This is a genomic window from Alicycliphilus sp. T452 (assembly GCF_054512775.1).
Genome location: NZ_JBTNEH010000006.1, coordinates 142138 through 163881 on the forward strand (window position 1 = coordinate 142138; position 21744 = coordinate 163881).

The window sequence follows — 21744 nt, forward strand, 5'->3', positions numbered from 1 at the left end:
CCGCGATGCTAACCGCGCGGGTGGTGCTGCGCATGCAGCTGCTTGAGCCGCTCGCGCGCCACGTGGGTATAGATGGTGGTGGTGGAGATGTCGGCATGCCCCAGCAGCAGCTGCACCACGCGCAGGTCCGCCCCGTGGTTGAGCAGGTGCGTGGCGAACGCATGGCGCAGCGTGTGCGGCGACAGCGGCGCGGTGATGCCCGCGAGCTGCGCGCATTTCTTGACGATGACCCAGAACATGACGCGCGACATGGCGCTGCCGCGCTGGGTGACGAACAGGTCGTCGGTCTGCCGGCCCGCCAGGATGGCGCCGCGCCCCTCGGCCAGGTAGCGCTCCAGCCAGCGCCGCGCCTCCTCGCCGAAGGGCACGAGCCGCTCCTTGCCGCCCTTGCCCATGATGCGCAGCACGCCCTCGGCCAGCCCCAGGTGGAAGGTCTTGAGCGTGACCAGCTCGGAGACGCGCAGGCCGCTCGCGTACATCAGCTCGAGCATGGTGCGGTCGCGCAGGCCCAGCGGGGTGGAGTCGTCGGGCGCGTGCAGCAGCGCCTCCACCTGCGCCTGCGTCAGCGTCTTGGGCACGCGCAGCGGCTGGCGCGCGGCCAGCAGGCGCACCGTGGGGTCCTGCGCGATGCGCCGCTCGCGCAGCGCCCAGTGGAAGTAGCGGCGCAGCACCGTCAGGCGCCGGTTGGCGGAGGTGGCCCGCGTCTGGGCATGGCGCGCGGCGAAGTAGCCCTGCAGGTGGTGCTCGGCCGTGGCGTCCAGGGCCAGCGGCGGCGCCTGCTCGTCCAGCCACCGCGCGTACAGCGTCAGGTCGCGCCGGTAGGCGGCCAGGGTGTTGCGCGACAGGCCGTCCTCGAGCCACAGGGCGTCGAGAAACAAGTCGATGGCGTTCCGGCTTTCGGGCAGCATGTGCAAGAAAAGCCGCCCGTGGGCGGCAGGGCGGCGCTTATTCCAGCGTGAGCTTCTGCTTCTGCACCACTTCCTTGTAAACCTTGAACTCGGCCTTGATCTGCTCGGCGAACTGCTCGGGCGTGTTGGCGACGATGATGGAGTCGGTGTCCTCGATGCGCTTGCGCACGGCGGGGTCTTCCAGGGCCTTCCTGGTGCCGGCGCTGATCTTGTCCACCACGTCCTTGGGCAGGCCCTTGGGGCCCAGGATGCCGTAGTAGGCCATGCGGTTGACGGGCTCCAGGCCCACTTCCTTGAAGGTGGGCACGTTGGGCAGGGCCGCCACGCGCTGCGGCGCGGACACCACGATGGGCACGAGCTTGCCGCTCTTGATGAACGGCAGCGCCGAGGGCAGGTTGTCGAAGATGATGGGCACCTGTCCTGCCACCGTGTCGTTGAGGGCCGGGCCCGCGCCGCGGTAGGGGATGTGCGTGACGAAGGTGTTGGTGAGGCTCTTGTAGAGCTCCATCAGCAGGTGGCCGATGCCGCCCGTGCCCGACGAGGCGTACGAGTACTTGCCCGGGTTCTTCTGGAGCTCCGCCAGGAAGGACTTGTAGTCCTTGGCCGGGAAGCTCGGGTGCACCGCGATGATGTTGGGCGTGGCCGCGATGTTGATGATGGGGGTGAAGTCCGTCAGCGGGTTGTACGGCACCTTGGTGTTGATGGCCGGGTTGGCGGCCGTGGTGGACACGGTGGCGATGCCCAGGTTGTAGCCATCGGGCACGGCGCGCGCGGTTTCCTGCGCGCCGATGATGCCGCCGCCGCCGCCGCGGTTCTCGACCACCACCGACTGCCCCAGCGCGCGCGACAGCGGATCGGCGATGACGCGCGCAATGATGTCCGTCGTGCCGCCGGCCGCGAACGGCACCAGCAGCTTGACGGGCTTGTTGGGGTAGGCCTGCGCGAAGGCCGTGCCGGCCGTTGCCGCCAGAACCAGGGCCAGGCAATTGCGTCGTTGCATGTGGGATCTCCTCATTCCAATCGTGTTGGGTAAAAATGCCAGAAAGGGGTAGGCGGCGATCCTAAGGCACCCGGGCGCCGAAATGAGCCCTCCCGGCCCCCTGATCTGCCAGTGATTTCCCGCGTTTTACCGTCCGGACGGCCCATGGCTGCGGGGCACAGCATCTCCTGGGCGGCACGCCCCGTCACGGTATGCTGCGCGCCGTGAATTACGCGCAGTTGCTCCTTCCCGACTTTTCCCTGATCCTGTGCGGCTACCTGGTGTGCCGCTACACGCCCCTGAACCGCACGGTCTGGCAGCCCGTGGAAAGCCTGGTGTACTACCTGCTGTTCCCGGTGCTGCTGTTCCAGTCCATCGTGAAAAGCCCGATCGACGTGGGCGAGGCCACGGGCCTGGTCGCCGCCGGCGTGGGCACCATCCTGTGCGGCGTGGCCCTGGCCTACAGCCTGCCGCACCTGCCCTGGCTGGGCCGGCGCATCGACCGGCGCGACCACGCGGCCGCGGCCCAGGTGTCGTTCCGCTTCAACTCCTACCTGGTGCTGGCGCTGGCCGACCGTCTGGCGGGCGCGCAGGGCCTGCTGATGGTGGCCGTGCTCATAGGCGTGTGCGTGCCGCTGGTGAACGTGGCCGCCGTGTGGCCCATGGCGCGCGGCGGCCGGCGCGGCTTCGTGGGCGAGCTGCTGCGCAACCCGCTGATCATCGCCACGGTCCTGGGGCTGGCGGCGAACCTGCTGGGTTTGCGCATACCCGCCTGGCTGGAGCCGGCCGTGAGCCGCATAGGCGCCGCATCGCTGGCGCTGGGGCTGATGGCGGCCGGCGCGGGCATGCAGTTCGGGCTGCTCGCGCGCGGCAAGCTGCTGTCGGCTTCGGTGCTGTCCATACGCCACCTCGCTCTGCCGCTGATCGCCTGGGCGCTGGTGCGGCTGCTGGGGCTGGACGCCACGCAGGCCACGGCGCTGATGGTGTTCTGCGCCGTCTCCACGGCCTCCAGCTGCTACGTGCTCACGGCGCGCATGGGCTACAACGGCGCCTACGTCGCGGGGCTGGTCACGCTGTCCACCGCCCTGGGCGCGCTGAGCCTGCCGTTTGCGCTCGGTCTGCTGCTTTGACGCTATTATTTAAATAGCTTCCAACACCCTATCCACGGGCGCTACGGCCGTTTTTCCTGCGCAATGGCCCAGGCCACATGCTCGCGCACCAGGGCGCTGGGGTCGTCGGCGCGGGTGAGCAGCGCGGCGCGCAGCTGCGCGTCGCCGGTGGCGCGCAGCGCATTGCCCAGCGCCACGGCGATGTTGCGCAGCCAGCGCTCGTGGCCTATGCGGCGGATCGGCCCGCCCTCGGTCATGCGCAGAAAGGTTTCCTCGTCCCAGGCAAAGAGCCGCGCCAGCTGCTGCCCGACCAGGGGCGCGCGCGCGTCGAAGTCCGGCAGGCTGCTGGCCTGGGCGAACTTGTTCCAGGGGCAGATCAGCTGGCAGTCGTCGCAGCCGTAGATACGGTTGCCCATCAGTGCCCGCAGCTCCAGCGGAATGGGCCCCGCATGCTCGATCGTCAGGTAGGAGATGCAGCGGCGCGCATCCACGCGGTGCGGGGCCACGATGGCCTGCGTGGGGCACACGTCCATGCATGCCTGGCAGCTGCCGCAGTGGGCGGTGACGGGGTCGGTGGGCGCCAGCGCCATGTCCAGGTAGATCTCGCCCAGGAAGAACATCGAGCCCGCCTCGCGCGACAGCACCAGCGTGTGCTTGCCGCGCCAGCCCTGGCCGCTGCGGCGCGCGAGCTCGGCCTCCAGCACCGGGGCCGAGTCGGTGAACACGCGGTGGCCGAACGGCCCCACGGCCTCGGCGATGCGGTCACTGAGCTTTTGCAGGCGCGCGCGCAGCACCTTGTGGTAATCGCGCCCACGGGCGTAGACGGAGACGATGGCCTCCTGCGGGCGCCGCAGGCGCGCGAACTCCACGGCCTGCCAGCCGTCCGGCGTATCGCGCGGCAGGTAGTCCATGCGCGCCGTGACCACGCTCACCGTGCCGGGCACCAGTTCGGCCGGGCGCGCGCGCCTGAGGCCATGCGCGGCCATGTAGTGCATCTCGCCATGGAAACCTTCGGCCAGCCATTGCATCAATCCAGGTTCGGCGGCGGACAAGTCCACGCCGGCGACGCCGATTTGGGAAAATCCCAGTTCGCGCGCCCAGCCCTGTATGCGAGGAACGAGTTGACTGCTGCTGACCATCACCGCCAAATTGTAGAAACCCCTCACGCGCCCGGGGCCGGGCCGCGCCTGCAACGGCATTGGCACGGCGAGGACGACACGGCCCGCTTTGCCGCGCAGCTGGCCGCGCAGCCCGGCATCGGCAACGCCTTCATCGCCCTGCATGGCGACCTGGGCGCGGGCAAGACCACCCTGGTGCGCCACCTGCTGCGCGCCCTGGGCGTGGCCGGGCGCATCAAGAGCCCGACCTATGCCGTGGTGGAGCCGCACCAGGCGCCGGGGCTGGCCATCTGGCATTTCGACTTCTACCGCTTCCATGACCCGCGCGAGTGGGAGGACGCCGGTTTCCGCGACATCTTCGCCAGCCCGGGCCTGAAGCTGGCCGAATGGCCGGACAATGCAGGCTCCCTTGCGCCGCCAGCGGATATTGCTATTTACATTGAAGCAGAGGATGATCTGACCCGGCATGTGACACTGCAGGCGCACACGCCCCTGGGCAGCGCCATACTGCAAGGACTCGACACCCCATGAGCGATGCGCTCCCTCCCCACCCGCACCACACCCGCCGCACGCTGCTGCAGGCGGGCAGCCTGGTACTGCTGCTGGGCCGGCAGCAGATAGCGCGCGGCGCCACCATCGTGGCCGTGCGCGTGTGGCCCGCGCCCGAGTATTCGCGCGTGACCATCGAGTCCGACCGCCAGCTCGTCGCCAAGCAGTTCTTCGTGCCCACGCCGCCGCGCCTGGCTGTGGACATCGAGGGACTGGACCTCGACCCCTCGCTGCGCGAACTGGTGGCCAAGGTACGGCCCGACGACCCCAACATCGCCGGCATCCGCGTAGGCCAGAACGCGCCCGGCGTGGTGCGCCTGGTGGTGGACCTCAAGCAGGCCGCGCGCCCCCAGGTGTTCACGCTGCAGCCCGTCGCCGCCTACCAGCACCGGCTGGTGTTCGACCTCTACCCTGCCGCCCCGCCCGACCCGCTGGAGGCCCTGATCGCCGAGCGCCTGCGCGACGCCGGCGCCCCCGCCGCACCGCCGCCGGCCGCGCCGGACATCGCCAAGGCACCCGTCCCGGATCCGCTGGATCCGCTGGGCGATCTGATTGCACAGCACAGCCTCAAGCCGGGCACGCCGGGGAATGCGCCCGCCCCGGCACCGGCCGCACAGCCCCGCACGCGCGGCGCGGCACCCGCCATGGCGCGCGCCACCGACCGCCTCATCATCATCGCCCTGGACCCCGGCCATGGCGGCGAGGACCCGGGTGCCACGGGCCCCGGCGGCACGCGCGAGAAGGACGTGGTGCTCAAGGTGGCGCACCAGCTGCGCGACCGCATCAACGCCACCCAGGTGGGCGGCAACCCCATGCGCGCCTTTCTCACGCGCGACGGCGACTACTTCGTGCCGCTGGGCACGCGCGTGGAGAAGGCGCGGCGCGTGCAGGCCGACCTGTTCGTATCCATCCATGCCGATGCCTTCACCACCCCGGCGGCACGCGGCGCCAGCGTGTTCGCGCTGAGCCAGGGCGGGGCATCGAGCTCCGCCGCGCGCTGGCTGGCCAACAAGGAGAACGAGGCCGACCTGATCGGCGGCGTGAACGTGGGCAGCCAGGACCGGCATGTGCAGCGCGCGCTGCTGGACATGAGCACCACGGCGCAGATCAACGACAGCCTGAAGCTGGGCAGCGTGCTGCTGGGCGAGATCGGCGGCATGGCCCGGCTGCACAAGCCGCGCGTGGAGCAGGCGGGCTTCGCGGTGCTCAAGGCGCCGGACATCCCCAGCGTGCTGGTGGAAACCGCCTTCATCAGCAACCCCGAGGAGGAGGCGAAGCTGCGCACCGCCGCCTACCAGGAGCAGCTGGCCGACGCGCTGATGCGCGGCATCGTCCGCTACTTCGCCAAGAACCCGCCGCTGGCGCGCAGCCGCACGGTTTAGAAACACGGGAGACCGCATCATGGCCCTACCCCATGCCGCGTCAGGACAGGTCGTGCGACTGCAGCCGCCGGGCGAACGGCTGACCGCAGCCGTCTCCACCGCCGTATTCAAGGCCACGCAGCTGGAGGTGGTGCGCCTGGTGCTGCCAAGCGGCCACACCATGCGCGAGCACCGGGTGCAGGGCGAGATCACCCTGCAATGCCTGGAGGGCGTGCTGGACCTCACCGTGCATGGCAACACCCAGCGCATGCAGGCCGGCGACCTGATGTACGTGGCAGCGGGCCAGACCCATGCGCTGCATGCCGTGCAAGACTGCTCCATGCTGCTCACCATCTGCCTGCTGCCGGCTGCGTAGGCACGGCATCCCTCCGCGGAAAACCCTTCTCGCGGAGACCACCGCGCGCATGCGAAACGCTCCACCCGGGTTAACCCAGGTCTTATAAGACCTATTGCATATCGAACATTGAGGGGCCGGAATGCTCGAGCCCCCCGCCTGCGTGCACCATAGCGGCAACGGCAGCGCTCCGGCACGAAGCGCCCGATTGCCTTGCCTGGACCGCAGCCATGACATATACCGCCCCACCCTCCGCCGGCACGCGCCCGATACGCTTTTATCACCGCGGCAGCATCGTCACCATAGAAGGCGAGCACACGACGCGCTCGGTGCTGGACTGGCTGCGCGAAGGCGCGCGCTGCACCGGCACCAAGGAAGGCTGCAACGAGGGCGACTGCGGCGCCTGCACCGTGGTGCTGGGCGAGCTGGACGCCGCAGGCGCGCTGCAACTCTGCAGCGTCAACGCCTGTATCCAGTTCCTGCCCACGCTGGACGGCAAGGCGCTGTTCACCGTCGAAGACCTGCAGGGCATGGCCCCGGCCGGCCCATCCTGCAGCGGCGGCGCGCAGCCCCTGCACCCGGTGCAGCAGGCGCTGGTGGAGTGCCACGGCTCGCAATGCGGGTTTTGCACGCCCGGCTTTGCCATGTCGCTATGGAACAGCTACGAACGGCACCAGCAGGCCGGCACCACGCCCACGCGCCAGCAGCTGGCCGATGACCTGTCGGGCAACCTGTGCCGCTGCACCGGCTACCGGCCCATACTGGACGCGGGCCAGCGCATGTTCGACCTGCCCGCGGCCGCGTTCGACCGCGCCGCCGTGGCCAGGGCGCTGCAAGCCCTGGCGCAGGAGCCCGCCCTGGCCTACGGCGCCGCCCACCACACGGCCAGCGAGCGCGCCGACCACTTCCACGCCCCGCGCACGCTGGAGGACCTGGCGCGCCTGCGCCTGGAGCAGCCCCAGGCGCGGCTGCTGGCGGGCTCCACCGACATCGGCCTGTGGGTGAACAAGCAGTTTCGCGACGTGGGCGACCTGATCTACCTGGGCGGCGTGCGGGAGCTGCGCGCCGTGGAGGAGCGCGACGGCGCGCTCTGGATAGGCGCGGGCGCCACGCTGGAGCAGGCCTGGGCCGCGCTCGCCGCGCGCGCCCCGGCGCTGACCGACGTCTGGCTGCGCTTCGCCTCCCCACCCATACGCCACGCCGGCACCATGGGCGGCAACGTGGCCAACGGCTCGCCGATTGGCGATTCGCCCCCCATCCTGATGGCGCTGGACGCCAGCGTGGAGCTGCGCCGCGGCGACGCCGTGCGCCGCCTGCCGCTGCCCGGCTTCTACCTGGACTACATGAAGAACGCGCTGCAGGAGGGCGAGTTCGTGCAGGCCATCGTCGTGCCGCTCACGGCCTTTGCACGCCAGGTGCGCGGCTACAAGGTCAGCAAGCGCTTCGACTGCGACATCTCGGCGCTGTGCGCGGGCATGGCCATAGCGCTGGACGGCGAGACCGTCGCCAGCGTGCGCCTGGCCTACGGCGGCATGGCGGCGACGGTGCGCCGCGCGGCCCGCGCCGAGGCCGCGCTGCTGGGCCGGCCCTGGACCGAGGACAGCGTGCGCGCCGCGCAGCAGGCGCTGGCGCAGGACTTCCAGCCTTTGAGCGACATGCGCGCCAGCAGCGCCTACCGCCTGCAGGTGGCGCAGAACCTGCTGCTGCGCCTGTGGCTGGAGACGCGCCCCGTGGCGCCGCTGGACGCCGGCAGCACCAGCGTGTTCAGCGTGATGCCGCACGGCGTGTAAGGAGTCATCATGAACAAACCCGTCCCCGGCCACGTGCTGAATCGCCCCGCCGCCTTCGCCCCCTACCAGGACAACCAGCGGCTGCGCCTGGACCCCGGCACCGAGGCCCGCGCGCACCAGGCGGGGGCACGCGTGGGCATCAGCCAGGCGCACGAATCGGCCGTGCTGCACGTCTCGGGCGGCGCCACCTACACCGACGACATCCCCGAGCTCGCGGGCACGCTGCACTGCGCCCTGGGCCTGGCGCCGGTCGCCGCGGGCCGGCTGCTGGGCATGGACCTGGACACCGTGCGCGCCATGCCCGGCGTGGTGCGTGTGTTCACGGCCGAGGACATCCCCGGCGCCAACGACTGGGGCTCCATCGTGCATGACGACCCCATCCTGTGCGACGGCGAGATCCGCTACCTGGGCCAGCCGGTGTTCGCCGTGGTGGCACAGACGCGCGAGCAGGCGCGCCGCGCCGCCGTCCTGGCCAAGAAGGTGCTGCGCGTGGAGGCGGCCCCGCCCGTGCTCACGCCCCGCGAAGCGCACGCGCGCGGCCAGTACGTGGTGCCGCCCATGCACCTGGTGCGCAGCAGCAGCGGCCTGGACGAGGCGGGCATACGCGCGCGCATCGCCGCCGCGCCGCACCGCCTGCAGGGCAGCCTGGACGTGGGCGGGCAGGAGCAGTTCTACCTGGAGGGCCAGATCAGCTACGCCATCCCGAAGGAGGGCAACGCCGTCCACGTCTACTGCTCCACCCAGCACCCCAGCGAGATGCAGCACCTGGTGGCGCACGCGCTGGGCGTGCACGCGCACGCCGTGCAGATCGAATGCCGGCGCATGGGCGGCGGCTTCGGCGGCAAGGAATCGCAGTCGGCCCTGTTCGCCTGCATGGCCAGCGTGGCGGCGCGGCACTTGGCGCGCCCCGTGAAGCTGCGCGTGGACCGCGACGACGACTTCCTCATCACCGGCCGGCGCCACTGCTTCTGGTACGAGTACGACGTGGGCCACGACGACGCGGGCCGCATCCTGGGCGCCGCCGTCACCATGGTGTCGCGCGCGGGCCATTCGGCCGACCTGTCGGCCCCGGTGATGACGCGCGCGCTGTGCCACTTCGACAACGCCTACTGGCTGCCCGAGGTGGCCATGCACGGCTTCTGCGGCAAGACCAACACGCAGAGCAACACGGCGTTCCGCGGCTTCGGCGGGCCGCAGGGGGCGATCGCCATCGAGTACATCCTCGACGGCATCGCGCGCGCGCTCGGGCACGACCCGCTGGCCGTGCGCCGTGCCAACTTCTACGGGCGCGGCGAGCGCAACGTCACGCCCTACCTGCAGACGGTGCGCGACAACGTGATCCACGAACTGGTCGACCAGCTGGAGGAGCGCAGCGGCTACCAGGCGCGCCGCGCCGCCGTGGCCGCGTTCAACGCCACGAGCCCCGTGCTCAAGCGCGGGCTGGCGCTCACGCCGGTGAAGTTCGGCATCAGCTTCAACGTCAAGCACTTCAACCAGGCCGGGGCGCTGGTGCACGTCTACACCGACGGCTCCATCCTCGTGAACCATGGCGGCACCGAGATGGGCCAGGGCCTGAACACCAAGGTGGCGCAGGTCGTGGCGCACGAACTGGGCGTGGCCTTCGAGCGCGTGCGCGTCACGGCCACGGACACCAGCAAGGTGGCCAATACCTCGGCCACCGCCGCGTCCACGGGCTCGGACCTGAACGGCAAGGCCGCGCAGGACGCCGCGCGCCAGATCCGCGAGCGCCTGGCCGCCTGCGCCGCCGCGCGCCACGGCGGGAGCAGCGAGGACGTGCGCTTCGCCAACGACCAGGTGTGGGTGGGCGGCCAGCAGCTTTCCTTCGACGCCCTGGTGGGCGAGGCCTACCTCGACCGCGTGCAGCTGTGGTCCGACGGCTTCTACGCCACCCCGGGACTGTCGTGGGACAAGGACCGCATGCAGGGCAACCCGTTCTACTACTTCGCCTACGGCGCCGCCTGCTCCGAGGTGGTGGTGGACACGCTGACGGGCGAGTGGAAGCTGCTGCGCGCCGACGTGCTGCACGACGCGGGCCGCTCGCTCAACCCGGCGGTGGACATCGGCCAGGTGGAGGGCGCGTTCATCCAGGGCATGGGCTGGCTGACCATGGAGGAGCTGGTCTGGCACCCCACGAGCGGCCTGCTGCTGACGCACGCCCCGAGCACCTACAAGATCCCCACCGCCAACGACTGCCCGCCGGAATTCAACGTGCAGCTGTTCGAGGGCGAAAACGCCGAGGACTCCATCCACCGCAGCAAGGCCGTGGGCGAGCCGCCGCTGCTGCTGCCGTTCTCGGTGTTCTTCGCGATCCGCGACGCCGTGGCCGCCGCGGGCGGGCACCGCGCGGCGCCGCCGCTGCAGGCCCCCGCCACCAGCGAGGCCATCTTGCGCGCCATCACGGCAGTGCAGGCGCCATGAAGCCGCACGCGTCGCCGCCCCACGCCCCTGCCGGCGCGAACGCGCCGGCAGGGGCGCCGTCCGAACGCAACCTGTTCGACCGCATCGATCTGCACCTGATCCGCGTGCTGCACCAGGTGCTGACCGAGCGCAGCGTCTCGCGCGCTGCGCTGCGCCTGGGGATGCACCAGCCGGCGGTGTCCACCGCGCTCAAGCGCCTGCGCGAGCTCGCGGGCGATCCGCTGCTGGTCAGGAACGGCGCGCACATGGTGCCCACCGAGGCCGGGCAGCGCATGCTCGAACCCGCGGCCAACGTGCTGCGCGCGGCCGAGATGCTGTTCACCGAGGCGCGCAGCTTCGACGCGCGCACCAGCTGCCAGACCTTCCGCATCGCGGCCAGCGACTACCTCGACCCGCTGTTCCTGCCGCGCCTGGTGGCCGACATCCAGCGCCAGGCGCCGCTGGCCAAGGTCGAGATCCATGCGCTCACCCGCGAGGGCGACTACCGCGCGCAGCTCGCCCTGGGCGAGATCGATCTCGTCATCGGCAACTGGCTGCAGCCGCCCGACGACCTGCACATGGCGCGCCTGTTCAGCGACGAGGTGGTGTCGCTCGTGAGCCGCCACCACCCCGCCGTGCGCCGGGGCTGGGACGAGGCCGGCTGGCTCGCGGCCGAGCACATCGCGCCCATGCCCACGCACCCGGGCGCGCGCGGCATCATCGACCAGATGCTCGACGGCCTGGGGCTGCAGCGCCACATCGCCGTGCGCAGCGCCTACTTCAGCCTGATCCCGGACATGGTCGCCGGCACCCGGCTGGTGCTGACCACCGGGCGCCGCTACTGCGAGCGCGTGGCCAGCCGCCTGCCCCTGGCGATCCTGCCCTGCCCCATCGCCATGCCGCCGCTGCTGTACTACCAGCTGTGGCATGCGCGCAGCCAGCACTCCAGCGCCGCGCGCTGGCTGCGCGAGCGCACGCGCGAGGCCATCGCGGGCCTGCAGCAGCAGGCCGCGCCCCCCTCACCGCACTGACCCCGCCACGACAAACCAGGAGACAAGCACATGAACGCAAAAGACCTTTCGGGCGTGCCCGCCACGCCGCCGCAGGCCGCATCCGCGGGCCTGGCGGAGCGCCTGTTCAAGCTGCGCGAGCACGGCACCACGATGCGCACGGAGTTGATCGCGGGCCTGACGACCTTTCTGACGATGGCCTACATCATCTTCGTCAACCCCTCCATCCTGGGCGACGCGGGCATGCCCAAGGACGCGGTGTTCGTCGCCACCTGCCTCATCGCGGCGCTGGGCTCGGCCATCATGGGCCTGTACGCCAACTACCCCATCGCCATGGCCCCGGGCATGGGGCTGAACGCCTACTTCGCCTACGCCGTGGTGCTGCACATGGGCTTCACCTGGCAGGCCGCGCTGGGCGCGGTGTTCATCTCGGGCTGCCTGTTCCTGGTCGTCACGCTGTTCGGCCTGCGCGGGCTCATCATCAAGGGCATTCCGCAGTCGCTGCGCAACGCGATCACCGTGGGCATAGGCCTGTTCCTGGCGCTGATCGCGCTCAAGAGCGCGGGCATCGTCGTGGGCGACAAGGCCACGCTGGTGACGCTGGGCGACCTGCACTCGGCCCCCGTCGTCCTCGCCGTGCTCGGCTTCATCGCCATCGTGGCGCTGGACAAGGCGCGCGTGCCGGGCGCCATCCTGATCGGCATCGTCGGCGTCACCGTCGCCTCGTTCTTCTTCGGCGGCAACCAGTTCCGCGGCCTGTTCTCGGCGCCGCCCTCGATCGCGCCGACCTTCCTTCAGCTAGACATCCACACCGCGCTCACCAAGGGCTTCCTCAACGTGGTGCTGGTGTTCTTCCTGGTCGAGCTGTTCGACGCCACCGGCACGCTGATGGGCGTGGCCAAGCGCGCCGGCCTGCTGGTGCCCGGGCGCATGGAGCGCCTGAACAAATCGCTGCTGGCCGACAGCAGCGCGATCTTCGCCGGCGCCCTGCTGGGCACGTCGAGCACCACCGCCTACGTCGAGAGCGCCGCCGGCGTGCAGGCCGGCGGGCGCACCGGCATGACGGCGCTCACCGTCTCGGTGCTGTTCCTGGCCTGCCTGTTCATCGCCCCGCTGGCCGGCGTGGTTCCCGCCTACGCCACGGCGCCCGCGCTGTTCTTCGTCGCCTGCCTGATGCTGCGCGAGCTCACCGAACTCGACTGGGACGACTCGACCGAGATCGTCCCCGCCGCGGTCACCGCGCTGATGATGCCCTTCACCTACTCCATCGCCAACGGCCTGGCCTTCGGCTTCATCACCTACGCCGCGGTGAAGCTGTTCACCGGCCGCGTGCGCGAGGTGCACCCCATGGTGTGGATCATCGCCGGCGTGTTCCTGTTCAAGTTCTTCTACATCGGGGGGCACTGAAGCCCATGATGACCACACAGATGCAAGCCTGGCGCGCACCGCTGCTGCGCTTTGACGCGGATGGCCGGCCCGCGTACGACAGCGACGGCCTGCTGGTGACCGGGCCGGGCGCCGACGGCGTGCGCCGCGTCGTGGACGCGGGCGCCCACGGCGCGGTGGCCGCGCGCCATCCGGGCGTGCCGGTGGAGCGCCTGCCCGGCCGGCTGATCGCCCCGGGCTTCATCGACATGCACGTGCACTACCCGCAGACGGACATCATCGGCTCGCCCGCCGAGGGCCTGCTGCCCTGGCTGGAGAACTACACCTTCCCGGCCGAGGCGCGCTTCGCCGATCCGGCGCATGCGGCCGGGGTGGCGCGCTTCTTCTTCGATGAGCTCGCGCGCAACGGCGTGACGACGGCGCTGGCCTTCGCCACCTCGCACCCGGCATCGGCCGATGCCTTCTTCACCGAGGCCGAGCGGCGCGGCCTGCGCATGATCGGCGGCAAGGTGCTGCAGGACCGCCATTCGCCCGACGGCGTGCGCGACCGGACCGAGCAGAGCCTGCTGGACACCGAGGCGCTGATCGAGCGCTGGCACGGCAAGGGCCGGCTGGGCTACGCCATCACGCCGCGCTTCGCCCCCTCGTGCTCCGACGCCCAGCTGCACGACGCGGGCGATCTCGCGCGCCGCCACCCCGGCACCTGGATCCAGTCGCACGTGGCCGAGAACAAGGACGAGGTGCGCTGGGTGCGAGAGCTCTACCCGCAGGCGCGCTCCTACCTGGACGTGTACCGGCGCTTCGGCCTGCTGCGCAGCCGCGCCGTGTACGCGCACTGCATCTACCTGGACGACACCGACCGCGCGCTGATGCGCGAGACGGGAACCGCCGCCGCCATCAGCCCCACGAGCAACCTGTTCCTGGGCAGTGGCTTCTTCGACTACCGTGCCGCCGCGCGCACCGGCATGCTGCACGGCCTGGCGAGCGACGTGGGCGGCGGCACCAGCTTCAGCCCGTTCCACACCATGCTCGCGGCCTACTACGTCGGCCGCGAGGGCCAGAGCAAGCCGGGCCTGAGCCTGGCACCCTCGCAGCTGTGGTGGCAGCACACCGGCGGCGCGGCGCGCGCGCTGGGCCTGGACGGCGTGATCGGCACGCTGCAGCCCGGCACCGAGGCGGACTTCGTCGTGCTCGACCCGCAGGCCACGCCGCTGCTGGCGCGCAAGACCGCGCAGGCCAACGGCCTGGAGGAGCTGCTGTTCGCCCTCGTCGTGCTGGGCGACGACCGCGTGGTGGAGCGGACCGTCACGGCATGAGGATCACGCGGCCTGCTGCTTGCGCCCCGCGCGCCAGGCGCCGAAGATGGCGATGAGCCCGGGCACCAGGATCAGGCCCCAGATGATCTTCTCCAGGTGCTGGCGCACCCAGGGCAGGTTGCCGAAGAAGTAGCCCGCGGTGGCGATGCCCAGCACCCAGATCAGGGCCCCCGCCACGTTGTAGGCCGTGAACTTGGCCCGCCCCATGGCCGCCACGCCGGCCACGAAGGGCGCGAAGGTGCGGATGAAGGGCATGAAGCGCGCCAGCACGATGGTGATGCCGCCGTAGCGCTCGTAGAACGCGTGGGCCTGGTCGAAGGCCCTCTTATTGAACCAGCGCGAGCCCTCCCACTGGAAGACCCTGGGCCCGAAGTAGCGCCCGATCTGGTAGTTGCACTGGTCGCCCAGCACGGCCGCCGCCAGCAGCAGCGCGCAGGCCAGCGGAAAGTTCAAGAGCCCCGCGCCGCAGAGCGCGCCGACGATGAACAACAGCGAGTCGCCGGGCAGGAACGGCATGACCACCACGCCCGTCTCCACGAACACGATGAGGAACAGCAGCGCGTACACCCAGGCGCCGTAGCTGGCGACGAAGGCCTCCAGGTGCTTGTCCACATGCAGGATGAAATCGATCAGAAACGCAATGATGTCCACGGGCCGGGCCTCTTCGTTGTCGGGTTGCGGCGCGTACTGTACCCGCGTACATGCCCGCGGCGGGCACTGGCAATTGCTCACACTTGCTCGCAATCGGCAACCCAAACGCCACGCACACTTCACACCCTGCCGGCACAGTGCAGGCATGCGCTCGTGCATCCTGCGCATACCACCGACCACTACCTACGAAGGAAACCGTCTCATGACCCCGCAACGCACCACAACCCTCCGTGCCCTGACCGTCGCCACCGCGCTGGCAGGCGCGCTGGCCCTGGGCGGCTGCGCACATCGCCCCACCAATGCCCAGGTCGGCACGGGCGTGGGCGCCGTGGCCGGCGGCCTGGTGGGCAACGCCGTGTTCGGCTCCACGCTGGGCACCGTGGGCGGCGCAGCCGCCGGCGCCCTGATCGGCAACGAAGTGGGCAAGAACAACGACCGCGGCTACCGCCGGCGCTGATCGAAAGATGGGCGGCACCTACAATCACCGCGTGACCGCCCTGCCCCCCGACTCCGCCCTGCCTCCAGACCCCGCCACGCCGTCCGACTCCACCCCGCGCCGCCCGATACGCGACCTGCCCGATGAGCTGATCAGCCAGATCGCCGCGGGCGAAGTGGTGGAGCGCCCCGCCTCCGCCGTGCGCGAGCTGGTGGACAACGCGCTGGACGCGGGCGCCACCCAGGTGACGGTGCGCCTGCTGGCCGGCGGCGTGCGCCTGATCGCCGTGGAGGACGACGGCATGGGCATCCCCCGGGACGAGCTGCCCATCGCGCTGCGCCGCCATGCCACCAGCAAGATCGGCAACCTGCACGACCTGGAATCGGTCGCCACCATGGGCTTTCGCGGCGAGGCGCTGGCGGCGATCGCCTCGGTGTCCGAGATGGCGCTGCTCTCGCGCACCGCGCAGCAGGCCAGCGCCTTCATGCTGGACGCGCGCAGCGGCGAGCTGCGCCCCGCGGCGCGCAGCCAGGGCACGACGGTGGAGGTCAAGGAGCTGTTCTTCTCCACCCCCGCGCGGCGCAAGTTCCTCAAGACCGACGCCACCGAGCTCGCCCACTGCGTGGAGGCCGTGCGCCGCCACGCGCTGGCCCGGCCCGACGTGGGCTTCGCCATCTGGCACGAGGGCAAGCTGGTCGAGCAGTGGCGCGCCACGCTCGCGCACGGCGAGCCGGCCGATGCACAGGCGCTGGAGCGGCGTCTCGCCGACGTGCTCGGCGAGGACTTCATCCGCGAATCCGTGGCCGTGCACCTGCGTTCGGGCGCCATCACCGTCACGGGCCGCGCCGGCCTGCCAGACGCCGCCCGCTCGCGCGCCGACCAGCAGTTCTGCTACGTCAACGGCCGCTTCGTGCGCGACAAGGTGCTCACGCACGCCGCGCGCAGCGCCTACGAGGACGTGCTGCACGGCCAGAAGCAGCCCGTGTACACGCTGCACGTGCAGATGGACCCGCAGCGCGTGGACGTGAACGTGCACCCGACGAAGATCGAGGTGCGCTTCCGCGACAGCCGCGAGGTGCACCAGGCCGTGCGCCACGCCGTGGAGAACGCGCTGGCCGCGCCGCGCACGCAGGCGCTTGCTTCGGTTCCTGTAGCTGCTGCCGCTTTACCTGCAAGCGATTCAGATAGAAAACAGCTTCAACCGCCCGTCTGGCAAGCGCAAGCAGCTATCAAGTTTGAAGAACGCGCAGGGCACAAGGTTTCTGACCTGCAGGCGCTGTGGGGCGCGCCCACGGCAGCGCCGCAGCAGCCCGCCATGCCGGTGGCCGTCCCGCCGCCCGCGGCGGCCGAAGCCCCGCCCTTCCCCGCCGCCGCCAGCGTGCCCGCAGCGCCCGCCGAAGGCGCCTGGCCGCTGGGCCGCGCCGTGGCGCAGATCCATGGCGTGTACATCCTGGCCGAGAGCGCCCAGGGCCTGGTGGTGGTGGACATGCACGCGGCGCACGAGCGCATCGTCTACGAGCGGCTCAAGGCCCAGGTGGACCAGGGCGCGCGCCTGGCCAGCCAGCCCCTGCTGATCCCCGCCACCTTCGCCGCCACGCCCGAAGAGGTGGCCACGGCCGAGTCCCATGCCGACACGCTGGCCCTGCTGGGGCTGGAGATCGTGCCGTTCTCGCCGCGCACCCTGGCCGTGCGCGCCGTGCCCACCACGCTGGCCCAGGGCAACCCCGTGGAGCTGGCGCGCAGCGTGCTGGCCGAGCTGGGCCAGCACGACGCCAGCACCGTGGTGCAGCGCGCTCGCAACGAAATCCTGGCCACCATGGCCTGCCACGGCGCGGTGCGCGCCAACCGCAAGCTCACCATCGACGAGATGAACGCCCTGCTGCGCCAGATGGAAGTCACGGAGCGCAGCGACCAGTGCAACCACGGCCGCCCGACCTGGCGCCAGCTCACGATGAAGGAACTGGACGTGCTCTTCCTGCGCGGCAGGTAGAGGCACGGCCGCCCCCGCCCGGCGCCTGCCCGCGCGCGCCGCTGCGGGACGCATTTCCCCGACTCACGGCACCTGCACCACGCCGCAGGCTGGCGCCGGAACGCACCACGAACGCCCTTTACCCGGCCCTTTCGGGGGCATGAATCACCCTCTCCTGGTGCATGCGGCACCAGAACGTGGCAAACACGCCGCATTTCTCACCAGAACGGTGCAACTGGTTATGCATGAGGGCATACGCTTTTGGCATAATCTCTTGCTGCACTGCCACATAACTTTTTCCATCGAAAGCTTTTTTATGAAGTACGCGTCCGTAGGCCAATTCCTCGAATACGTTGCACAGCGCAACCCCGGCCAGCCCGAATTCCTGCAAGCCGTGACCGAGGTCATGGAAAGCCTGTGGCCCTTCATCGAAAAGCACCCCAAGTACGCCGAGAACAGCCTGCTGGAGCGCCTGGTCGAGCCCGAGCGCATCATCCAGTTCCGCGTGAGCTGGCAGGACGACCACGGCACCGTGCACGTCAACCGGGGCTTCCGCATCCAGCACAGCATGGCCATCGGCCCGTACAAGGGCGGGCTGCGCTTCCACCCCTCCGTCAACCTCTCGGTGCTGAAGTTCCTGGCATTCGAGCAGACCTTCAAGAACGCGCTGACCACCCTGCCCATGGGCGGCGGCAAGGGCGGCTCTGACTTCGACCCCAAGGGCAAGAGCCCTTCCGAAGTCATGCGCTTCTGCCAGGCCTTCGTGACCGAACTGTTCCGCCACGTGGGCCCCGACACCGACGTACCCGCCGGCGACATCGGCGTGGGCGGCCGCGAAGTCGGCTTCATGGCCGGCATGTACAAGAAGCTGGCCAACAACTCGGGCAGCGTGTTCACGGGCAAGGGCCTGAGCTTCGGCGGCTCGCTGATCCGCCCCGAGGCCACGGGCTACGGCTGCGTCTACTTCGCCCAGGAAATGCTCAAGACCCGCGGCCGCTCGTTCGACGGGCTGCGCGTCTCGGTGTCCGGCTCGGGCAACGTCGCCCAGTACTCGGTGGAAAAGGCCATGGAGCTCGGCGCCAAGGTCATCACCGTCTCCGACTCCAGCGGCACCATCATCGACGAGGAAGGCTTCACCCCCGAGAAGCTCGCCATCCTGATGGACGTCAAGAACCACCACTACGGCCGCGTCAGCGACTATGCCGAGCGCACCGGCGTCAAGTTCGAGGCCGGCGTACGCCCCTGGCATGTGCCGGTGGACGTCGCCCTGCCCAGCGCCACCCAGAATGAGCTGGACGAGAACGATGCCCGCACGCTGATCAAGAACGGCGTGCTGTGCGTGGCCGAAGGCGCCAACATGCCCTCGACCATCGAGGCCGCCAAGGCGTTCGAAGAGGCCGGCGTGCTCTACGCCCCCGGCAAGGCCAGCAACGCCGGCGGCGTGGCCACCTCGGGCCTGGAGATGAGCCAGAACGCCATCCGCCTGTCGTGGTCGCGCGACGAGGTCGATGCCCGCCTGCTCATGATCATGCAGGGCATCCACGCCGCCTGCGTCGAGCACGGCAAGCGCGCCGACGGCAGCGTGAGCTACATCAACGGCGCCAACGTGGCCGGCTTCGTCAAGGTCGCCGACGCCATGCTGGCGCAAGGCGTGATCTGACGGCGAACGGGTGCCCATGCCGCCATCCGGGAACGGCATGGGCCTGCACTTCCTGAGTTTCGACTACAGCGAGGACGGCGAGGGCACGGCCACCTGGGATGCCGTCGCCAGCGTGCCCGCGGCCCGGCTGCCGGAACTGCAGCGCGAGATCGTCGCCCTGCTGGCCTGGGCCCATTCGGAGTTCGGTGCCGTGCGGGGGCCGGTCGAAGACGGCGGGCTGTGGGACTACGACCTGCAGTTCGAGCGCGACGGGCACCCCCTGCAGACCCTGGGCTATGACGCCGGTGCACGGCAATTGCAGCCGGCGCCGCATGCACTGCCCGGCGAGCGCGTGGCCCTGACCCTTTCGCTCAGCGGCGGCCCAGGCTTCGGCGAAGCCTTTGCCGCGCGTTTCGGCGACACATAGCCCGCAGCCTACTGCAGCGTCTCTTTGGCGGCTTCGGGGATCGGCAATGGGAGCACGGCGATGCCCTCGTCCAGCAGTTCGGCCGTCTCCTGCGGCGTGGCCTGTCCGCGGATCGCACGCTCCTCCACCTCGCCGTAATGCATGCGCCGCGCCTCGGCGGCGAAACGGCCACCGACGTCCTCCGTGCGCGCCATGATCCGCCTTGCCGCATGCAGCCAGGCTGTCTGCAGGGCCTGGAGCGCGTCTTCCCTGCTGGGGGGCGCAGGCTGCGCAGCGGCCTGAGCGGGCGGCGCCACGCCTGGAGACGCCCGCAGATTCAGGCGCGGCGCACTCAGGCCCTTGCGTATGTCGGCGCTGCCGCACATGGGGCATTGCACCAGTCCGCGGGCCTGTTGCTGCTGGAAATCTTCCTCGCTGGCGAACCAGCCCTCGAAGGCATGCTGATGGACGCAAAAGAGGTCGAGAACCTTCACGACGCCCCCTTCAGTGCCCCCGCCGCCCGCCGCGCCGCATGAGGTAGCGGTATACAAAACCCGGGAATGCCAGGGTGATGAACAGGGCCCCGGTGACGGCGTAGAACTCCCAGCCCTGCGGGGCGACCTGCCCCGCACGCTGCTCGATCAGCCGCGCCAGCGCCCCCACCACGAAATAGAGCAGCAGAAGTTCCAGGGCCCGTGCGAGAAACGGCTTGCCGCCGTGGGCCTGCTTTCCGACGACCAGCCAGCGGTCGTTCATGAAAGGCAGATTGGCCGCCACGAGGGCGGCCACGATCACGAGCCAAATGGCCGCTGTCTGGGTCATGAGGATGGCGGCCGGCCCATCAGGTGGCCAGCGCGCGCACGATGGCATCGGCGCACAAGGCCATCAGGCCGCCGGGCACCAGGCCCAGGATCAGCACCAGCGCCCCGTTGACGGTGAGCACGACACGGGCATCCAGCGGCGCGGACACGGTGGTCGCCGTCAGCGGCGTGTCGAAATACATCACCTTCACCACGCGCAGGTAGTAGAACGCGCCGATCAGCGACATGAGAACGGCAAACACCGCCAGCGCGACATGCAGGCCATGGCCCGAGGCCACCAGCGCCTGCAGCACGGACAGCTTGGCATAGAAGCCCACCAGCGGCGGAATGCCGGCCAGAGAGAACATGCACACGGCCATCACGCCTGCGTACAGCGGACTGCGCTGGTTCAGGCCGGCCAGGTCGGCGATTTCCTCGCTTTCGAAGCCCTCGCGTGCCAGCATCGCGATCAGGCCGAAGGCCGGCAGCACGGTCAGCACATAGGTGACGATGTAGAACATCGCGGAGCTGTAGGCGGCTTCCGCGGCGTTGGAGTCCACCGTGCCGTTGACCACGCCGGAGAGCAGGCCCAGGAACAGGAAGCCCATGTGCGAAATGGTCGAATAGGCCAGCATGCGCTTGAGGTTCGTCTGCAGCACACCGGCGACGTTGCCCACGAGCAGCGACGCGATGGCCAGCACCGCCAGCATCTGCTGCCAGTCGATCGCCAGGGGCAGCAGGCCATCGACCAGCAGGCGGATGGCCATGCCGAAGGCCGCGAACTTGGGCGCGCTGCCGATGATCAGCGTCACCACGGTGGGCGCGCCCTGGTACACGTCGGGAATCCACATGTGGAAAGGCACGGCGCCGAACTTGAACGCCAGGCCGGCAACGATGAAGACCACGCCGAACACCAGCACCTGGTGGCGGATCTGGCCGGTGTTGATGGCCTTGAAGACCTGGCCGATGTCGAGCGAGCCGGTGGCGCCATAGACCATCGACAAGCCGTACAGCAGGAAGCCGCTGGCCATCGCGCCGAGCACGAAATACTTCATCGCGGCTTCGGTGGCCGTCGTATGGTCGCGGCGCAGCGCGACCAGCGCATAGCTCGACAGCGTGAGCAGTTCCAGGCCCAGGTAGATCACCAGGAAGTTGTTGGCCGAGATCAGCACGCAGATGCCCAGCAGGGCCAGCATGGTCAGCGTGAACAATTCACCGCCGCGCAGCATGTCGCGGTCGGCGGCATAGGGCCGGCCATAGACCAGCGTGACCATCAGGGACACGGTGGCGAAGCACTTGAGCCAGTTGCCCATGGCGTCGCTGACGACCATGTTGTTCCAGCCGTAGAAGGTGTTGCCGCTGCTGGCGTACATGGCCTGCAGGACGGCCACCACGGCCAGGGTGAGCATGGTCAGGACATAGGTGCCGGTGCGCCGCGCACTGCTCACGCCCAGATCGACCAGCGCGATCACGCAGGCCATGACCAGCAGCACGATCTCGGGGTAGATGGCCAGCCAGCTGATGTTGTCAATCATCATGTATCT

General features: G+C 70.1%; 20 protein-coding genes. 13 read left to right on the forward strand and 7 right to left on the reverse strand.

The genetic code is table 11. The annotated features are described in order from the left end of the window. Positions 1 to 8: 8 nt before the first annotated feature. Both xerD and ACX12L_RS07590 read right to left on the reverse strand, forming a co-directional pair. Entirely contained in the window at positions 9 to 908 is a 900-nt protein-coding gene (gene xerD, locus ACX12L_RS07585; RefSeq protein ID WP_459262059.1) for a site-specific tyrosine recombinase XerD, read from the reverse strand. Positions 909 to 945: 37 nt separating this feature from the next. Beyond that, positions 946 to 1908, reverse strand: a complete 963-nt coding sequence (locus ACX12L_RS07590; protein ID WP_459262060.1) for a tripartite tricarboxylate transporter substrate binding protein BugE — start codon at positions 1906 to 1908, stop codon at positions 946 to 948. A 191-nt stretch (positions 1909 to 2099) separates the two neighbouring features. Here ACX12L_RS07590 and ACX12L_RS07595 point away from each other — a divergent pair, with 191 nt between their 5' ends. Next, positions 2100 to 3017, forward strand: coding sequence for an AEC family transporter (locus ACX12L_RS07595; RefSeq protein WP_459262061.1), 918 nt, complete (start codon positions 2100 to 2102; stop codon positions 3015 to 3017). A 41-nt stretch (positions 3018 to 3058) separates the two neighbouring features. Here ACX12L_RS07595 and queG read toward each other — a convergent pair whose 3' ends face one another. Further along, complete coding sequence (gene queG, locus ACX12L_RS07600) at positions 3059 to 4105, reverse strand: tRNA epoxyqueuosine(34) reductase QueG (protein ID WP_459262131.1); 1047 nt, start codon at positions 4103 to 4105, stop codon at positions 3059 to 3061. A 12-nt stretch (positions 4106 to 4117) separates the two neighbouring features. On the opposite strand from queG, the gene tsaE reads away from it, so the two are divergent. From tsaE to guaD, 8 genes are all read left to right on the forward strand, one after another. Beyond that, positions 4118 to 4645: a tRNA (adenosine(37)-N6)-threonylcarbamoyltransferase complex ATPase subunit type 1 TsaE gene (gene tsaE / locus ACX12L_RS07605; RefSeq protein ID WP_459262062.1), complete on the forward strand. Its 528-nt coding sequence runs from the start codon at positions 4118 to 4120 to the stop codon at positions 4643 to 4645. Continuing rightward, a complete protein-coding gene (locus ACX12L_RS07610) occupies positions 4642 to 6045 on the forward strand; it encodes an N-acetylmuramoyl-L-alanine amidase (protein ID WP_459262063.1) in 1404 nt (467 codons plus the stop codon). The genes tsaE and ACX12L_RS07610 overlap by 4 nt, the downstream gene beginning before the upstream one ends. A gap of 19 nt (positions 6046 to 6064) precedes the next feature. Then, positions 6065 to 6400 (forward strand): cupin domain-containing protein, encoded by a 336-nt coding sequence (locus tag ACX12L_RS07615; protein WP_459262064.1) that lies wholly within the window; start codon positions 6065 to 6067, stop codon positions 6398 to 6400. Positions 6401 to 6609: 209 nt separating this feature from the next. Further along, a complete protein-coding gene (gene xdhA / locus ACX12L_RS07620) occupies positions 6610 to 8169 on the forward strand; it encodes a xanthine dehydrogenase small subunit (RefSeq protein ID WP_459262065.1) in 1560 nt (519 codons plus the stop codon). Between the two features lie 9 nt (positions 8170 to 8178). Beyond that, entirely contained in the window at positions 8179 to 10608 is a 2430-nt protein-coding gene (gene xdhB, locus ACX12L_RS07625) for a xanthine dehydrogenase molybdopterin binding subunit (RefSeq protein WP_459262066.1), read from the forward strand. Next, complete coding sequence (locus ACX12L_RS07630) at positions 10605 to 11618, forward strand: LysR family transcriptional regulator (RefSeq protein WP_459262067.1); 1014 nt, start codon at positions 10605 to 10607, stop codon at positions 11616 to 11618. Before xdhB ends, ACX12L_RS07630 begins: the two co-directional genes overlap by 4 nt. A 30-nt stretch (positions 11619 to 11648) precedes the next feature. Then, positions 11649 to 13004, forward strand: coding sequence for an NCS2 family permease (locus ACX12L_RS07635; protein WP_459262068.1), 1356 nt, complete (start codon positions 11649 to 11651; stop codon positions 13002 to 13004). Between the two features lie 20 nt (positions 13005 to 13024). Further along, on the forward strand, positions 13025 to 14299 hold the full coding sequence (gene guaD, locus ACX12L_RS07640) for a guanine deaminase (protein ID WP_459262132.1): 1275 nt from the start codon (positions 13025 to 13027) through the stop codon (positions 14297 to 14299). A 3-nt stretch (positions 14300 to 14302) separates the two neighbouring features. Here the strand turns inward: guaD and ACX12L_RS07645 are convergent, their stop codons facing one another. Then, entirely contained in the window at positions 14303 to 14950 is a 648-nt protein-coding gene (locus ACX12L_RS07645; RefSeq protein WP_459262069.1) for a DedA family protein, read from the reverse strand. Between the two features lie 202 nt (positions 14951 to 15152). Here ACX12L_RS07645 and ACX12L_RS07650 point away from each other — a divergent pair, with 202 nt between their 5' ends. The 4 genes from ACX12L_RS07650 (at position 15153) to ACX12L_RS07665 (ending at position 19421) form a co-directional block, all read left to right on the forward strand. Then, entirely contained in the window at positions 15153 to 15407 is a 255-nt protein-coding gene (locus tag ACX12L_RS07650) for a glycine zipper 2TM domain-containing protein (RefSeq protein WP_459262070.1), read from the forward strand. Between the two features lie 7 nt (positions 15408 to 15414). Beyond that, complete coding sequence (gene mutL, locus ACX12L_RS07655) at positions 15415 to 17376, forward strand: DNA mismatch repair endonuclease MutL (RefSeq protein ID WP_459262071.1); 1962 nt, start codon at positions 15415 to 15417, stop codon at positions 17374 to 17376. Positions 17377 to 17671: 295 nt separating this feature from the next. Then, positions 17672 to 19015 carry an NADP-specific glutamate dehydrogenase gene (gene gdhA, locus ACX12L_RS07660; RefSeq protein ID WP_459262072.1) on the forward strand — a complete coding sequence of 448 codons (1344 nt, stop codon included), beginning with the start codon at positions 17672 to 17674 and terminating at the stop codon, positions 19013 to 19015. A 16-nt stretch (positions 19016 to 19031) separates the two neighbouring features. Then, entirely contained in the window at positions 19032 to 19421 is a 390-nt protein-coding gene (locus ACX12L_RS07665; protein WP_459262073.1) for a hypothetical protein, read from the forward strand. Between the two features lie 8 nt (positions 19422 to 19429). Here ACX12L_RS07665 and ACX12L_RS07670 read toward each other — a convergent pair whose 3' ends face one another. The 3 genes from ACX12L_RS07670 to nuoN are packed head-to-tail and all read right to left on the reverse strand — an operon-like array spanning position 19430 to position 21735. Next, positions 19430 to 19894: a DUF1178 family protein gene (locus ACX12L_RS07670; RefSeq protein ID WP_459262074.1), complete on the reverse strand. Its 465-nt coding sequence runs from the start codon at positions 19892 to 19894 to the stop codon at positions 19430 to 19432. 10 nt (positions 19895 to 19904) lie between these two features. Next, positions 19905 to 20222: a DUF2818 family protein gene (locus ACX12L_RS07675; protein ID WP_459262075.1), complete on the reverse strand. Its 318-nt coding sequence runs from the start codon at positions 20220 to 20222 to the stop codon at positions 19905 to 19907. Positions 20223 to 20241: 19 nt separating this feature from the next. Further along, positions 20242 to 21735, reverse strand: coding sequence for an NADH-quinone oxidoreductase subunit NuoN (nuoN, locus tag ACX12L_RS07680; protein ID WP_459262133.1), 1494 nt, complete (start codon positions 21733 to 21735; stop codon positions 20242 to 20244). Between the last annotated feature and the right edge of the window lie 9 nt (positions 21736 to 21744).

Excerpts from the sequence above, each read along its gene's own strand:
- xerD (WP_459262059.1), bottom strand. The coding sequence starts at position 908 with ATGCTGCCCGAAAGCCGGAACGCCATCGACTTGTTTCTCGACGCCCTG.
- ACX12L_RS07590 (WP_459262060.1), bottom strand. The coding sequence starts at position 1,908 with ATGCAACGACGCAATTGCCTGGCCCTGGTTCTGGCGGCAACGGCCGGC.
- ACX12L_RS07595 (WP_459262061.1), top strand. The coding sequence starts at position 2,100 with ATGCTGCGCGCCGTGAATTACGCGCAGTTGCTCCTTCCCGACTTTTCC.
- ACX12L_RS07610 (WP_459262063.1), top strand. The coding sequence starts at position 4,642 with ATGAGCGATGCGCTCCCTCCCCACCCGCACCACACCCGCCGCACGCTG.
- ACX12L_RS07615 (WP_459262064.1), top strand. The coding sequence starts at position 6,065 with ATGGCCCTACCCCATGCCGCGTCAGGACAGGTCGTGCGACTGCAGCCG.
- xdhA (WP_459262065.1), top strand. The coding sequence starts at position 6,610 with ATGACATATACCGCCCCACCCTCCGCCGGCACGCGCCCGATACGCTTT.
- xdhB (WP_459262066.1), top strand. The coding sequence starts at position 8,179 with ATGAACAAACCCGTCCCCGGCCACGTGCTGAATCGCCCCGCCGCCTTC.
- ACX12L_RS07630 (WP_459262067.1), top strand. The coding sequence starts at position 10,605 with ATGAAGCCGCACGCGTCGCCGCCCCACGCCCCTGCCGGCGCGAACGCG.
- ACX12L_RS07635 (WP_459262068.1), top strand. The coding sequence starts at position 11,649 with ATGAACGCAAAAGACCTTTCGGGCGTGCCCGCCACGCCGCCGCAGGCC.
- guaD (WP_459262132.1), top strand. The coding sequence starts at position 13,025 with ATGCAAGCCTGGCGCGCACCGCTGCTGCGCTTTGACGCGGATGGCCGG.
- ACX12L_RS07650 (WP_459262070.1), top strand. The coding sequence starts at position 15,153 with ATGACCCCGCAACGCACCACAACCCTCCGTGCCCTGACCGTCGCCACC.
- mutL (WP_459262071.1), top strand. The coding sequence starts at position 15,415 with ATGGGCGGCACCTACAATCACCGCGTGACCGCCCTGCCCCCCGACTCC.
- gdhA (WP_459262072.1), top strand. The coding sequence starts at position 17,672 with ATGAAGTACGCGTCCGTAGGCCAATTCCTCGAATACGTTGCACAGCGC.
- ACX12L_RS07665 (WP_459262073.1), top strand. The coding sequence starts at position 19,032 with ATGCCGCCATCCGGGAACGGCATGGGCCTGCACTTCCTGAGTTTCGAC.
- ACX12L_RS07675 (WP_459262075.1), bottom strand. The coding sequence starts at position 20,222 with ATGACCCAGACAGCGGCCATTTGGCTCGTGATCGTGGCCGCCCTCGTG.
- nuoN (WP_459262133.1), bottom strand. The coding sequence starts at position 21,735 with ATGATTGACAACATCAGCTGGCTGGCCATCTACCCCGAGATCGTGCTG.